This window comes from Paenibacillus sp. FSL R5-0473 (assembly GCF_038004565.1).
Taxonomy (GTDB): Bacteria; Bacillota; Bacilli; order Paenibacillales; family Paenibacillaceae; genus Paenibacillus; species Paenibacillus amylolyticus.
The window spans coordinates 4063957-4077246 of the sequence record NZ_JBBORL010000001.1 but is presented as its reverse complement, the minus strand read 5'-3'; the positions used below and the strand labels follow the sequence as shown (position 1 = coordinate 4077246).

Below are 13290 nucleotides of genomic sequence, written 5' to 3'. Positions count from 1 at the left end.
GCAGGAAGACCAAACAAGGTTATTCTGTACTTGCTCTTTTTAATTGAAGACAGAGGAGGAAGAACAATTTGATTAAAGCTGTGTTCTTTGATGTGGACGGTACATTGCTGAGCGAAATAGATCGGAGTTTATCACCGCGTACTGCTGAGTCGATCCGGGAATTGATTCGTAAAGGCGTTCAAGTTGTACTCGTCACAGGCAGGCCCTATAATTTATGCGAAGAATTCAGAAATCTCGGAATCGATACAATCATTTCGGCTAATGGGGCATTGATCAAAGCAGGTGATGAAGTGATACATAAGTCTGTACTTTCAGCACAGATGGTTAGAACATTTAGTGAGTTTGCCGAGTTGCAGAGGCACAGTATTTCATATTTTACAGAGTCATTTGAGACGAACGGGTTGTGTACTGGAGATGGTCGTGTTACTGACGCCTTAAGAGATACGCTTGGACTCATGGATTCACCACAGAAAATCAGCACGTTGGAACAGGACGTATATTGCATCTGTTTATATGCAGATGAAGCGGAGACGGAGAAATTTCAATCCAGATTTCCTTCCTTACGATTCGTGAGATTCCATCCGTATGTAGTGAATGTGCTGGAAGCGAGCGAAGTCAGCAAATTTATAGCCGCAGAGAAAGTTCTCGACTACCTGAAGATATCCAGAGAGGATACAATGGCCTTTGGCGATGGGGAGAATGACGTGGATCTATTAGTGTATGCGGGAATTGGAATTGCGATGGGAAATGGCGGAGAACGAATTAAACAAAGCGCCGATTATGTCACACTGTGGGCAAGTGAAGATGGGGTCACCCATGCATTGAAGCAATTTAAGATTTTATGAGAATGGATCGGCTAAAAAGATGAAGGATATCCAAATTGTGGATTATAATGTAGAATGATATAGCACGTATTAAGCCCTAAAGCATAGGGTGTTGATCGAAGGGTGACTTATGAAAAAGGTTGTTATCGTAATCCTGTCTCTTGTCGTACTTGTTGGTGTATCCTCTTCCGCTTATGCTCATCCAGGCAGACTGGATAAGAACGGTGGACATAACTGTTCAGCCAAATCCAAACAAAAGGGTCTGTGCACGGGTTATCACTATCACAAAAAGAAAAAATGAGAATGAGCTGTACAAGATAAACCCGGCCATCATTCAATGTATGGTTGGGTTTGCATGTGTACCATTGATTTAAAATGATGGAGGCGGTTACACCATGCAGGTACAGGAGATATCGGTATGGAATCATGACGATTTAGTGGCGATGCTGGCCGAAAGCTCCAGTGAGGGGTTCAGACATATCGAGCGATTAATCCATGAATACGAGACAGGAATCAATACATTCGAGCAAGAAGATGAAGCGCTTTTTGAATGCAGAATGCACGATAAGGTGGTTGGGATCTGCGGTCTGAACAGAGATCCTTATTCTGAAGGGACTGATACCGGAAGAATTCGCAGGCTTTATGTGATGAGAGAATTTCGAAGACATGGGGTTGGGCGCAGGCTGATGGATGCGGTTATTCAAAAAGCGGAAAATCATTACGCTCGACTGGTTCTGTACACGGATCAACCGGTTGCCGGCTCTTTTTATCGCGACTTGGGATTTAGAGAAGTGACGAGTAAGGAGAAGATAACGCATGTACTGGAATTGGGGGAGAAGGAAGATGGATCATATTAAAGCCGTTATTTTTGATTTGGACAATACAATTCTGAACAGAACGATGACCTTTGACGGCTTCACTCGGAGTTTGATTAAAACCTATTTTGCCCATCTTGAGTCCACGGAGGATATCCTCCAAAGAATCATTGAACTTGATGAAGATGGTTATAAGAACAAACCCCTTCTGTTCAACGAGTTGTTGCATGAACTGCCTTGGGCAGAACATCCGCCACATGCAGAACTGATGGAGTTCTATGGCAGAGAGTATGTGCGAAGTTCAGTTCTGATGGAACAGGCGCGAGAAGTCGTTCAGCATCTGCGGGGGAAATACCAAACTGGGTTAATCACCAATGGGCAGACCGATATTCAGTATGGAAAAATCGATCAACTCGGTATCCGGGATGATTACGATCATATTATTGTTTCAGAAGAGGCTGGAGTCAAAAAGCCGGACCCACGCATATTTCAGCTTGCGCTCGATCATTTCGGTCTGAGACCAGAGCAATGCATTTACATTGGCGATCATCCCGTGAACGATATTGAAGGAGCAGCAAGCGTAGGCATGAGCACCATCTGGATGAAGGTCAACCAGCCGTGGCAGGACAGAATTACGTCGGGTCCTTTACATACGATTGAGCATCTAAGTGAGCTGAAGAAACTGCTGTAGAAGACGGTTATATAAACAAGTGAATACCTATAATCACAGTCTGGAAAGCGAGGAACATATGGAGATTAGACAGATGGCTACAGCGTTTTTGAGCAATGGCTCAGACATGCTGATGATGAAGAAGGCGGGTAACAGACTATTTAATTTTGAATTCTGGGGTGGCATTGGCGGACATCTGGAACAAGGGGAACTGAACATACCCTTGACCGCCAGCTATCGGGAGATTGAAGAAGAGACCGGGTTCACGCAAGAGGATGTCGAACACTTTCGGCTTCGATATATTCTGTTGGAAGTTAACGGTGGTGAGATTTGGCAGCAGTTTGTATATTTTGGAGAGACTACGCATCGACATTTTGTGCCCTCGGATGAAGGAGAGTTATTCTGGATACCACTGGATGAGGTGTTGGACTTACATTCGTCTATTCTGATCAAAGCAACGCTCAGGCACTATTTACAACACCCGGGAGCAGAAGACATCTGGATTGGCAACGTTCAGAGCAGAACAGACCTAAAGGGCACTCCACAGGTAATATGGAATAGAATGCAGGAAACGAAATCATTTGAGCCAAAGGGGGTTATCAATAATGTTGAAATATAGAACTAGAATAAAAAAATGGAGATGGATAAATTGCCTCTTGATCACTGTACTGATTGCTATAATTCTTCCGAGTAGTCATGTAGAGGCAGGCAGCACGATTACAGTGAAAACGAAGGTCGAATATTACAAAGGACAGCCATACATACATCTAACAGGTGGTAATAAAACTGTGACGGATAAGCTGAACAAGACATTTAAACTCCACGCAGTGAAAGCGGCTCGCCTGGACAAAGAAGAAAAGCAATCAAACAAAAATTATTTCTACATTACCATGGCCAGTGTAAAATACAATGCAAAAGAAAAGTTATCTGTGGTATATGAAGATCATGTGTACACTGGCGGAGCACATGGAATGGATGCGACAAAATCATATAACTATGATTTAAGGACAGGTAAAGAACTGAAGCTAAGTGAGTATGTCAAAGACGATACTCAGATGGAGAAGGTAGAGAAATCAATCTCCAACAGTCTATTAGCCATGTATAATGCAGGAGTTTCTATTTTTGAAGAAAATATTTATGATTTTCAGCTTGATCAAACAACTGAATTCTTTTTATATGACAAAGGGATCGTCATCCGATTCTATCCTTATGAGGTTGCACCCTACGCTAAAGGGATTGTAGATATCAAAGTCCCGTTCAATAAATTCAACCAATAGATTGTTTGCAATAAAAGGCATGATCCAGTTCAATGAGATCATGTCTTTTTCTATATATACAATCATTCAAAATACTCTAAATAATTTCAATAACTGTGGCTCTATGTGTCTACATACCGTGTAATAGCTCAACCTATTCCAAGATGCAGGCTTTGTTATGAAGTGTATCGGAAACATGTTTCAGGCTGACCGTAGCAGAGTGTAAATGCTATGGCAGCCTGAACGAGCGAACTGGTTTAATTTTGCATAGGGCAGTGACGGTAGTTATGGGTTCTTGGAAGAAGATGATTTCATCAGACTACGCTGTAATAATTCGATCTTTTGTTTGTCTGTTCCGATGTTCTATCGCTTCCTCATAATCCCCGATCAGTGTATCAAAAATATGCTCCCACGACCGCTGCTCAGCCAGCTTTCTGCCTTCCAGTCCCATCATTCTCAATTGGTTCGAGTGATTTCCCCAGAGACATATCTCCCGAATCAGTGCATCAGCCTGACCTGGCTCGAATAATACACCGTTGCGGTGGTGGGATATCAGATCCTTTACACCTCCGGCATTGGCCGCCACCACAGGGAGTCCTGAAGCCATTGCTTCCAGTACCACATTGCCAAATGTCTCCGTAGAGGAAGGAAACACAAACAGATCTGCCGAAGCATACATAACAGCAAGTTCTTCGCCATGCATATAGCCTGTAAAGGTGACATTGGGTGGGGATTGCAGACGCATTTTCGGGAGAGATGGGCCGTCGCCAACGATGATCCAGTGTACACGGGACTGCATTTCCTGGGGCAACTGCTGCATGGTAGTCGTGAGTGTAGCGATATCTTTTTCCGGGGCAATGCGTCCAACGTAGAGTAGAATAAGGGGAGCGGTGATGTGGTATCGTTCACGGATATCCGAGCTGCGTTTATCAGGGGAGTACAGGTTGCAATCAATCCCGCGAGACCAAAGTTTCAGACGCTGAATGCCTTGGGTTTGCAGGGTGTTTAACGTTTCCTGCGATGGAGTTAGGGTTGCATCACAGGCACGGTGGAACCACTGGATATACTTCCAGTAGAGAGGAATCATACTTTTCAACCGGTAGTATTCGAGATAACGATCGAAGTGGGTATGGTAGGAAACAACATGCGGAAGATGGTGTTTGAGCGCATACCTCAGACCAAGCAGCCCCATATTAAAAGGCGTAGCGATATGCAACAGATCGGGTTGAAAAGTTTGTAGTTGCTTGTGTGTGTCTGCTCTGTTGGGTAGAGCAATGCGGCATTCGGGATACAGAAAAAAAGGGATGTTGGCAACCGATCGGACTTGAGTCTCATGGCTTCCTTCAATGACGGAGTTCGGAGTAAACAGCAGATGTTCAATTCTTCTGCGGTTCAGATGGTTACTCAAGCGGTGGAGCGTGCCAGCAACACCATTGGTTTCCGGAAGATAGGTGTCTGTGAATAAGGCCAGGCGCATCATTACCCCTCCCAAGACTCGTGATGCCAAGATCATAACAGCGGAACATTTTCCAGAGGTCAAGTGCACGTTAACTTGACGGTATTCCCTGTAAATTTGTTAAAGGATATACTATACCAACTTCCATAAGTTCAACTTATATAGCGTATTCTGATATGATGTAATAACGTGTCGGCGTAGTTGAACTTGAAATTTACACGATAACGGAGAGGACAGAAAAAAACTGAAGAAGCGGAGCTAAAAGCTTTCTGCAAGAAAGCTGCTTCGGAAGCTTACACTTCGCCTTTATCACCGGATTTTACCCTTTAATTAAGGGATTGAAAAAATCTGGGGATAACAGCGATCGGAAGTTTATTCTGACCGCGTAGTGGTCCAGTGTAAAAAACACGTTCAAACTATTTAGACAGAGAGATACAGGAGGCAGAGAAAGATGAACAAGTTACAAGAAGAATTGCAGGAGTTGTTACCACTTGATCAGCTTGAAGAGATGTCAGGTGAAGAAGTGGTGGGGAGTGTTGCCATGGACCTTTATCGGGCTGAATTTTCGACGATTCGAGAAAGTGGGCCGGAACTTCCGCAAGTATTGAGAGATATCATTCTAATCATTGATCTGGATACCGAGCTGTCCATGAACGGGATGACCGGTTTCCTTGAGAATTCCAGCGGACAGTATCTGGGTGAGACGATAACAGCTATGGAGCGGATCGGCAATGATGCAGATACCGTGATCCTGAAGAAGATAGAGCAGATGTTGTCCAAAAGCGGCGTAACCCAAGGGCAATTACGAGATAATGTGAATGGCCTGTCCGAAGATGACATCACGACAAGCCTGCAAACACACGGGGAACAGATTCATGAGGTATTACAGCAGATTGAACTGGAAGCCGCGAATTTGAACATGCAATCGGATAACGAAGAAAGCTTTGACCTGCTGTATCAATATGTGGACGAAAATAAAGAACGTTTGAAACAGGAGATGCAACACGTTTTGTCTAATTGAGTGGGAAGAGGAGGCAAAATGACAATCATGAACAAACGATTAGCGCTGGAATCCTTTTTGGTTACCTTGTTATTCATCATTGGTTTTGCAGCTTGGAATATTGTTCAAGGCATGATCATGACCATGAATTACGTACCTGATCTGATGAACACCGTTTCTTCCGGTAACCCATTGCAATCCAAGATTGCTTTTGGAAGCCGTGTTCAATGGGATACAACATCCATGATTATGGCTGTTGCCGGATTTATTTTGCTAGCCGCCGCATATTACGGTCTTCGATCAGGAATGCAGCGTTGGACACAGCGTTCTTGATGTTTTATCCGCTTAGAGTCCATGTTCTGTACTTACTTACGCTGCCTTTGCAGCATATCAATTGAAACTCATTTACAACTGCCCTGAGTCTATTAGACTCAGGGTTTTTGCTATGGCTAATGTTTTTCCGCTTCGAAGGGGAAATTTTCTAGATCCAAGGTCAAGGAAGAATCCGTTACAATGATCTTGTAAGCGCTTATCGTTTTGGATAGAGAGAGGAGGAGAGACAGAGATCATGATTACAACCAATCAGATTTATCTCGATCAGACATTGCATAGCAAAGAGGACGTATTTGATTTTATATCTGCGGAGGCAGAGCGTTACAGCATCACTACAAACCGTGCACAACTTGCGGCTGATCTGTGGGAACGCGAACGTGTCTACTCCACCGGACTTCAGGATCACTTTGCGATTCCCCATACCCAGAGTGAAGTTGTAACACGTCCGGCAGTGATGGTCATTCGATTGCGGGAGCCCATTGATTGGGAATCTCATGACGGCAAGCCGGTAAAATTTATTTTTGCCATCCTTGTGCCTAAAGGTCATGTAGACGTATCCCATCTGCAAATCATCTCTTCACTTGCCACCTTACTGCTGGAAGATTCATTCAAAGAGGCCATCGTAGAAGCGGTGCAGCCGGAAGATGTATATACGTTGCTTCATCAATATACGGAAGGACTGGTGTCATAATGAAAATTGTAGGTGTAACGTCATGTATCGCAGGTCTCGCCCATACCCCGATGGCCGCCAAAGCATTGGAGAAAGCAGCTCAACAACTGGGATATGAGATCAAAGTGGAACAGCAGGGAGCCATGGGACAAGTCAATAAGCTGACGGAAGAAGATATTGCTGCAGCGAATTTTGTACTGATTGCAGCGGATCAAACGGTGAAGGACATGGATCGGTTTGGCGATAAAAAAATCGTACGTGTCAAAATCGGTCATGCCGTAAGTCAGGCAGAAGCGGTATTAACCAAAGCTGTCGAGGCTGTGAACGCACAAGCTTAACCCCACCTTCCACATGAGGAGAGAGTACGATGAGAAAATGGTTCGGTGAAGCAAAAACACATCTAATGACAGGTATCTCCTATCTGCTACCGGTCATTATCGCGGGTTCCCTGGTCGTTGCCATCTGTAAAATTATCGCACTATCAATGGGTATTACTGATCTTGATCCGTACAAAGATGGAAGCGGATTCTTGCATATTTTATATCTCGTGCAAAATGTAGGATGGAGCGGCATCGGATTATTGACGATTGTCCTGTCCGGTTACATTGCCTACTCCATTGCTGACAAACCTGCGCTGGCCGCAGGTCTGATCGGCGGGGTGCTGGCACAACAGACCAATGCCGGTTTCTTGGGCGCATTAATCTCCGGTTTTTTTGCCGGATACATCACCTTATGGGTCAAAAACAAAGTTAAGATTACAGGTCCGGCTGCTGGCTCGGTACCGTTAATCATTTTACCGCTGATTACCGTAGGTTTAACCGGATTTCTGATGGCGGTCATTCTGGGTGGCCCGTTGGGCGCACTGAATGAGTATCTTATTGCTTGGGTTCAAAACATGAGCCAGAGCGGAACGAATACCGTCCTACTTGCTATTATTCTGGGAGCGATGATCGGGTTCGATCTTGGTGGACCTGTCAACAAAGCGGCATGGATGGCAGGCAATGCCCTGTTCCTGTCCGGTGTCTATCTGCCGAATATTTTCATTAATATTGCCATCTGCATTCCGCCGCTTGGTTATGGTTTGGCAACATTGCTGATGAAGAAACGTTTTTCCAAAACCTATCAGGAAGCGGGAAAAGGTGCAGTGATTATGGGTGTGATCGGTATCACGGAAGGTGCAATTCCGTTCACACTGCGTAACCCTGCCAAAATGATTCTGGTCAACATGTTTGCCTGTGCAACGGGCGCTGCCTTGACTGCACTGCTGGGAGCACATATCATCATGCCACCAATTGGCGGCTTATATGGAGCTGTGTCAGTAGGTACCCCAATCGCGTACCTTGCCGGAGGCATTGTCGGCGCACTGATCGTGGCGGGTGGCACCATGTTGGTGAACTTCCGCGATGAAGAAGAGAAACAGCCTGCCAAGACTCAGGAAGCTTCAGTGAAGAAAAACGGGGAAGAAATCGAACTCGTTTTTGACTAAAAGTACATGTTCAAAAAGATCGGTTTTCAGTATCTTGAACAACCTTTAAAAAGCACCTGGAGGGATATAGAGATATGAGTGAGAGAAATCGTACCAAAGTACATGTGATTCCACATACGCACTGGGACCGGGAATGGTATTTTACGACCTCCCGTTCCAAAGTGTATCTCGTCAAACACGTCAAGGAAGTATTGGATGCACTGGAGAATATCGATGGATTCCAATATTACCTGTTGGATGCACAGGGCTCGCTGCTGGATGATTACATCCGCTGGTGTCCCGAAGATGAGGAACGGATCCGCCAACTGGTTTCTGCCAAACGACTGATGACGGGACCCTGGTATACACAGACGGATCAATTGGTGATTTCCAGTGAATCCATGGTCCGAAACCTGTATTATGGTATGAAAACAGCACAAAAGTACGGACATGCGATGAAGGTTGGTTATGTCCCGGATGCATTTGGACAATCGGCACAGATGCCGCAGATCTATCGGGAGTTTGGCATTGAACGTTTCCTGTTCTGGCGTGGTGTCTCGGATAATACGAATCCACATACCGAGTTTACGTGGGAAGGGTCGGATGGCAGTCGTGTATTTGCTGTACAGATGCCATTCGGGTATTACTACGGTGGTAACATTCCGGAAAATGAAGAAGATCTGATCCCTTATTTGGAGAAACAGATTGGTGCGCTGGAACGCAAAGCCTCCACCAAACATATCTATTTCCCCAATGGGTTTGATCAGGCGCCTGTGCGATTGAATCTGCCGGAGTTGATTAAACGGTTCAATGCACTGGATACAGAACGCGAATATGTGATGAATGAACCGGAACGTTTTCTGGCGGAGATCGAAGCGGATAGTCAGGATCTGCCTGTACTTCGGGGTGAATTAATGGAAGCCAAGCACATGCGGATTCACAAGTCCATTTTTTCCACCCGTGCGGATCTCAAGCAACAGAATAACCGAATTGAGAATCTGATTGCTAACACGCTAGAACCTGTACTTGCGATTAGCCATTCTCTCGGACATGACTACCCGCATCGTATTGTGGAGGATATCTGGAAGCTGTTGTTTGAGAATGCGGCACATGACAGCATCGGTGGCTGTAACAGCGATACAACGAATCAGGACGTTGCGTTCCGTTACAAACAGGCCTATGATATCGCACTGAATTTGCTTGACCTGCATATGCGGATGATTGCTTCAACGATACAGCAGGAGGAGACATTTGCGTTCACCCTGTTCAACACGCTACCGTATGTGCGAGGCGGGGTTACTGAGATTGAAGCTTATATTCCGGAAGAATCCTTTGTGATTCGGGATACGAAGGGGCGCGAGCTGGCCTACACCATTGTGGAAAAAGTAGACCAGACCGATTATGTGCTTGGACAGCACATCGATCTCAATCCAAGCCGCAAAGTGCATCTGCCGGAACGGGTATATCGCGCCAAATTGCTGGTGGAACTGCAAGAGGTCCCGGCGATGGGTTACACCCAGATTGTTTTTGATTTCAGTCAGGGCGCTGCACCTGTCATTGAACGACGTAACGAGGACAAGATTGAAAATGAACATTTCACTATTGCGCTGCAAGCAAACGGCACCTTGCAAATTACGGACAAGCGATCAGGCCAAGTGTATGCAGATCAAATGGTCTTTGAAGATAATGGGGATGACGGAGATTCCTACAATTATTCTCCTCCCGAGCGGGATCTGATTGTTTCTTCGGCAGGTAGCCAGATGAGTGCAACGACCACCCAAACGTCTGTATCTCAGACACTATCCCTGCGTTTCACGCTGGATGTCCCCTACGATCTGGAAGAGCGCGCCGCAGGCATCACGTCGGGAGCATTGCCAATGCAAGTGGAGATATCTCTTCGCAAAGGAGAGAATCTGATCCGCTTCCAGGTTCAGGTGCAGAATGAGGTGTTCAGCCACCGTCTGCGTGTCCTTTTTGATACAGGAATTGCTTCCGCCCTATCCATTGCAGACCAGCCTTTCGGTGTCATTGCTCGTCCAACCTCATTGCCTGAAGTGGAGGTATGGGAGCGTGAACAATGGCAGGAGAAACCGATCACCATTGAAGCGATGCAGAGTTATGCCGGGTTGAACAACGGTTCGCATGGTATGGCTGTGATGACGGAAGGTGTACGTGAGTATGAGATTGTTGGTGAGCAAATGGATACCATTGCCCTGACCTTGTTCCGTACTTTTGGTTTCATGGGTAAGGTAAACCTGTTGTATCGTCCTGGCCGGGCCTCCGGTGAGAAAATTGTGGCTACACCTGATGCGCAATTACTTGGCGAGCTCTCCTTTACCTTTGGCCTGCATATCCAGGCTTCTGGATTCGACGAAGCGAATGTAGCCCGTGCTGCACGTGAATATTTGACACCGATCAGCAGTTATCAGCTATGCGACTTTTTGAACGGTCGACTGATCTTTGCTTTCCGCGATGAGGAACGTGTCCTTGATACAGACTACAGCCTGATGTCGTTCAGCGACGATTCCAACGTGGTGTTAAGCAGTTTCAAGAAAGCAGAGCAGAGTGAGGGTTACATTGTACGTGTCTTCAATCCATATTTGGCGCAGTCTGCTAACGTGAACATGCACTTTAATCAACCTGTACATGCAGAGCGTGTATCTCTTGGTGAACAACCACTGGAGCCTCAGCAGAGGTTAACCGATGGAGAAGAGGTCGTTCGTTTGCCGGAACTCGCACATTGTAAATTGATGACGGTACTTGTATCGATATAAGGTGGGCTTTAGTTTGACACAATCCTGATCAGAAGGGAGGTCGGATATCGGTATGATTTTTCCAACTAAACGGTTGAAAAAGCTGTTCCACCTCATTCATGGTGAAGGACAGGAACAGGCTTGGACGAGCCAAGCACTTGCAGACAGGCTGGAAGTTACTGTACGTACTATTCGGGATGATCTGAAAAAGCTGGATCATATCCTCGCGGGGCATGGCGGGAGCCTGGAATCCAAGCGTGGGCGGGGTTATTCCATTCGTGTGCATGATGCGAAGCGGTATAATGAGCTGTTGGAGGAACGGAAGGATGATGGGCAAAAAGGTGCTCCAGTACCTGGTTCGCCTGATGAGCGTATCCGTTATGAATTGTTCAAGCTGCTTGGTGAACCGGGTCATATCAAGATGGAAGACCTCGCTGATCAGCTGTATATAAGCCGTGCAACGATGAACAATGATCTGAAAATCATTCGTCAGATTCTGGAGAACTACCAACTTCAGCTTCAGATCAAGCCAGGACATGGTGTGAAGGTCGTCGGAGACGAGCAAAGGTTTCGCTATTGCCTTGCCGAGTACGCCGATGCGCGAGATGAAGAACTGGGCCCCGAAGGAATGACCGTTGCACAGGAACGTTTGTTGTACCCAATCGAACCCGCACACATCCGCGAGATCGTCATTCGCCATGTAGGCAAACAGAATGTTCGTATTGCAGATGTGGCCCTGAAAGATCTGATTACGCATCTGGCTGTTATGGTATTACGTATTAAGCAGGGACATGAACTAGAGCAATTCGAGAAAGTGGAGGCGAATGTTCAGGATCAGCAACTTGCGCAGCAGATTATTCAGGATCTGGAGTTGTTATATTCCATTCATTGTCCAGTTGGAGAGCGAGATTATCTGCTGCTGCACATTGTTAGCAAAAAAATGACCGCTACCGATTGGAATGGACTAAAAATTGACCCATTATATGTTGCTGTACAGCAGATGCTGAGTCATATCTATGATCGGTACACCTATGATCTGCGTGATGATGACCGCTTGCCAAATGATCTGTATGCGCATCTGAAACCCATGATTACGCGCTTGGAACATGGCATGAATATGCGGAATCCACTGCTGGGACATATACGTAAATATTATCCACTGGCCTATGAGATTACGATCAGTGCAGTGAAACAGCTACAGACATACGTACCTCATGAAATCAATGACAGCGAGATTGGTTACTTGGCTCTCCACATTGGTGCAGCTTTGGAACGTAAATACCAGATTCCTCATCGCAAACGGAAATCCGTATTGCTGGTCTGTGGGTCAGGATACGGCACAGCCCGTATTCTTGAATCCAGATTGCGTTCTTTATTTGCAGAGCTGGAGGTCTCACGTGTAGTTTCGCTACGGGAGTACGAGGAGATGGGGAGTGTGCCCGAAGATTTGGTCATTTCTACGATCCGGTTACGGGAGTCCAAAGGCAAGCCGTCGGCTGTCATTGCTGCGATTCCATCGGAACGAGACATGGCAACGATCACTCATCTGGTGCGAACCAGTGATGAGCAGGAGGAAATGACATTGCTGCGTTACTTTGATCCAGAGTTGTTTATGTTTCGGTCGGATCAGCCTGACAAAATGACACTTATGGCTGAGATGAGCGGAGCACTGTTGGAGAAGGGAATTGTAACGGAGCAATTCTGGCCAGCTGTGCAGGAGCGGGAAAAGATGGCTTCAACCGCGCTTGGAAGAGGTATGGCGATTCCGCATCCCATGGAGCTGAGTTCAACCCGTACGACCGTATCGGTATGCCTGCTTGAGAAGCCGATTCCGTGGGATGAGGAGAATGAAGTACATGCTGTATTTATGTTATCTATCTGCAAAGAGGATTACGAACAGGCGATGGGGATATATGATCTGTTTGTAGAATTGATCCGGCAGGAGGAGCAGCTGGAAAGCCTGCGATCCTGTGGCAGCTTCGATGCCTTTGCTCAACTTGTATGCGAAACGTTGAGTCTAAAAAGTACCGAAGCGTATTAATATATAA

General features: G+C 46.0%; 14 protein-coding genes. 13 read left to right on the top strand and 1 reads right to left on the bottom strand.

Annotation, left to right across the window (positions count from 1 at the left end; translation table 11 throughout):
• Nucleotides 1-68 precede the first annotated feature (68 nt).
• The 6 genes from MKY28_RS17770 to MKY28_RS17745 all read left to right on the top strand — a co-directional run bounded on the left by MKY28_RS17770 (nt 69) and on the right by MKY28_RS17745 (nt 3586).
• On the top strand, nt 69-845 hold the full coding sequence (locus tag MKY28_RS17770; protein WP_340936513.1) for a Cof-type HAD-IIB family hydrolase: 777 nt from the start codon (nt 69-71) through the stop codon (nt 843-845).
• Between the two features lie 109 nt (nt 846-954).
• A complete protein-coding gene (locus MKY28_RS17765; protein ID WP_094030640.1) occupies nt 955-1125 on the top strand; it encodes a YHYH domain-containing protein in 171 nt (56 codons plus the stop codon).
• Nucleotides 1126-1219: 94 nt separating this feature from the next.
• On the top strand, nt 1220-1681 hold the full coding sequence (locus tag MKY28_RS17760; RefSeq protein ID WP_340936512.1) for a GNAT family N-acetyltransferase: 462 nt from the start codon (nt 1220-1222) through the stop codon (nt 1679-1681).
• Nucleotides 1668-2330, top strand: coding sequence for an HAD family hydrolase (locus MKY28_RS17755; RefSeq protein WP_340936511.1), 663 nt, complete (start codon nt 1668-1670; stop codon nt 2328-2330). Before MKY28_RS17760 ends, MKY28_RS17755 begins: the two co-directional genes overlap by 14 nt.
• Before the next feature lie 19 nt (nt 2331-2349).
• Nucleotides 2350-2928 (top strand): NUDIX domain-containing protein, encoded by a 579-nt coding sequence (locus MKY28_RS17750; RefSeq protein ID WP_340936510.1) that lies wholly within the window; start codon nt 2350-2352, stop codon nt 2926-2928.
• Nucleotides 2915-3586 carry a DUF3298 and DUF4163 domain-containing protein gene (locus MKY28_RS17745; RefSeq protein WP_340936509.1) on the top strand — a complete coding sequence of 224 codons (672 nt, stop codon included), beginning with the start codon at nt 2915-2917 and terminating at the stop codon, nt 3584-3586. Before MKY28_RS17750 ends, MKY28_RS17745 begins: the two co-directional genes overlap by 14 nt.
• Before the next feature lie 298 nt (nt 3587-3884).
• On the opposite strand, the gene MKY28_RS17740 is transcribed toward MKY28_RS17745, so the two are convergent.
• On the bottom strand, nt 3885-5042 hold the full coding sequence (locus MKY28_RS17740) for a glycosyltransferase family 4 protein (RefSeq protein WP_340936507.1): 1158 nt from the start codon (nt 5040-5042) through the stop codon (nt 3885-3887).
• A 430-nt stretch (nt 5043-5472) separates the two neighbouring features.
• Between MKY28_RS17740 and MKY28_RS17735 the strand changes: the two genes are divergently transcribed.
• From MKY28_RS17735 to MKY28_RS17705, 7 genes are all read left to right on the top strand, one after another.
• Nucleotides 5473-6042, top strand: a complete 570-nt coding sequence (locus tag MKY28_RS17735; RefSeq protein WP_340936506.1) for a DMP19 family protein — start codon at nt 5473-5475, stop codon at nt 6040-6042.
• Nucleotides 6043-6069: 27 nt separating this feature from the next.
• Nucleotides 6070-6354: a hypothetical protein gene (locus MKY28_RS17730; RefSeq protein WP_340936505.1), complete on the top strand. Its 285-nt coding sequence runs from the start codon at nt 6070-6072 to the stop codon at nt 6352-6354.
• Nucleotides 6355-6589: 235 nt separating this feature from the next.
• Nucleotides 6590-7045 carry a PTS sugar transporter subunit IIA gene (locus tag MKY28_RS17725; RefSeq protein ID WP_101314954.1) on the top strand — a complete coding sequence of 152 codons (456 nt, stop codon included), beginning with the start codon at nt 6590-6592 and terminating at the stop codon, nt 7043-7045.
• Nucleotides 7045-7362: a PTS fructose transporter subunit IIB gene (locus MKY28_RS17720; RefSeq protein WP_036610328.1), complete on the top strand. Its 318-nt coding sequence runs from the start codon at nt 7045-7047 to the stop codon at nt 7360-7362. Before MKY28_RS17725 ends, MKY28_RS17720 begins: the two co-directional genes overlap by 1 nt.
• Before the next feature lie 29 nt (nt 7363-7391).
• Nucleotides 7392-8510: a PTS fructose transporter subunit IIC gene (locus tag MKY28_RS17715; protein ID WP_101314956.1), complete on the top strand. Its 1119-nt coding sequence runs from the start codon at nt 7392-7394 to the stop codon at nt 8508-8510.
• 74 nt (nt 8511-8584) lie between these two features.
• The gene (gene mngB, locus MKY28_RS17710; protein ID WP_340936504.1) at nt 8585-11263 is read left to right on the top strand and encodes a mannosylglycerate hydrolase; all 2679 of its coding nucleotides are present in this window, start codon (nt 8585-8587) and stop codon (nt 11261-11263) included.
• A 52-nt stretch (nt 11264-11315) separates the two neighbouring features.
• Nucleotides 11316-13283, top strand: coding sequence for a BglG family transcription antiterminator (locus tag MKY28_RS17705; protein WP_340936503.1), 1968 nt, complete (start codon nt 11316-11318; stop codon nt 13281-13283).
• Nucleotides 13284-13290: the final 7 nt, after the last annotated feature.

Excerpts from the sequence above, each read along its gene's own strand:
- MKY28_RS17725 (WP_101314954.1), top strand. The coding sequence starts at position 6,590 with ATGATTACAACCAATCAGATTTATCTCGATCAGACATTGCATAGCAAA.
- MKY28_RS17730 (WP_340936505.1), top strand. The coding sequence starts at position 6,070 with ATGAACAAACGATTAGCGCTGGAATCCTTTTTGGTTACCTTGTTATTC.
- MKY28_RS17735 (WP_340936506.1), top strand. The coding sequence starts at position 5,473 with ATGAACAAGTTACAAGAAGAATTGCAGGAGTTGTTACCACTTGATCAG.
- MKY28_RS17765 (WP_094030640.1), top strand. The coding sequence starts at position 955 with ATGAAAAAGGTTGTTATCGTAATCCTGTCTCTTGTCGTACTTGTTGGT.
- MKY28_RS17760 (WP_340936512.1), top strand. The coding sequence starts at position 1,220 with ATGCAGGTACAGGAGATATCGGTATGGAATCATGACGATTTAGTGGCG.
- MKY28_RS17705 (WP_340936503.1), top strand. The coding sequence starts at position 11,316 with ATGATTTTTCCAACTAAACGGTTGAAAAAGCTGTTCCACCTCATTCAT.
- MKY28_RS17715 (WP_101314956.1), top strand. The coding sequence starts at position 7,392 with ATGAGAAAATGGTTCGGTGAAGCAAAAACACATCTAATGACAGGTATC.
- MKY28_RS17720 (WP_036610328.1), top strand. The coding sequence starts at position 7,045 with ATGAAAATTGTAGGTGTAACGTCATGTATCGCAGGTCTCGCCCATACC.
- mngB (WP_340936504.1), top strand. The coding sequence starts at position 8,585 with ATGAGTGAGAGAAATCGTACCAAAGTACATGTGATTCCACATACGCAC.
- MKY28_RS17755 (WP_340936511.1), top strand. The coding sequence starts at position 1,668 with ATGGATCATATTAAAGCCGTTATTTTTGATTTGGACAATACAATTCTG.
- MKY28_RS17740 (WP_340936507.1), bottom strand. The coding sequence starts at position 5,042 with ATGCGCCTGGCCTTATTCACAGACACCTATCTTCCGGAAACCAATGGT.
- MKY28_RS17745 (WP_340936509.1), top strand. The coding sequence starts at position 2,915 with ATGTTGAAATATAGAACTAGAATAAAAAAATGGAGATGGATAAATTGC.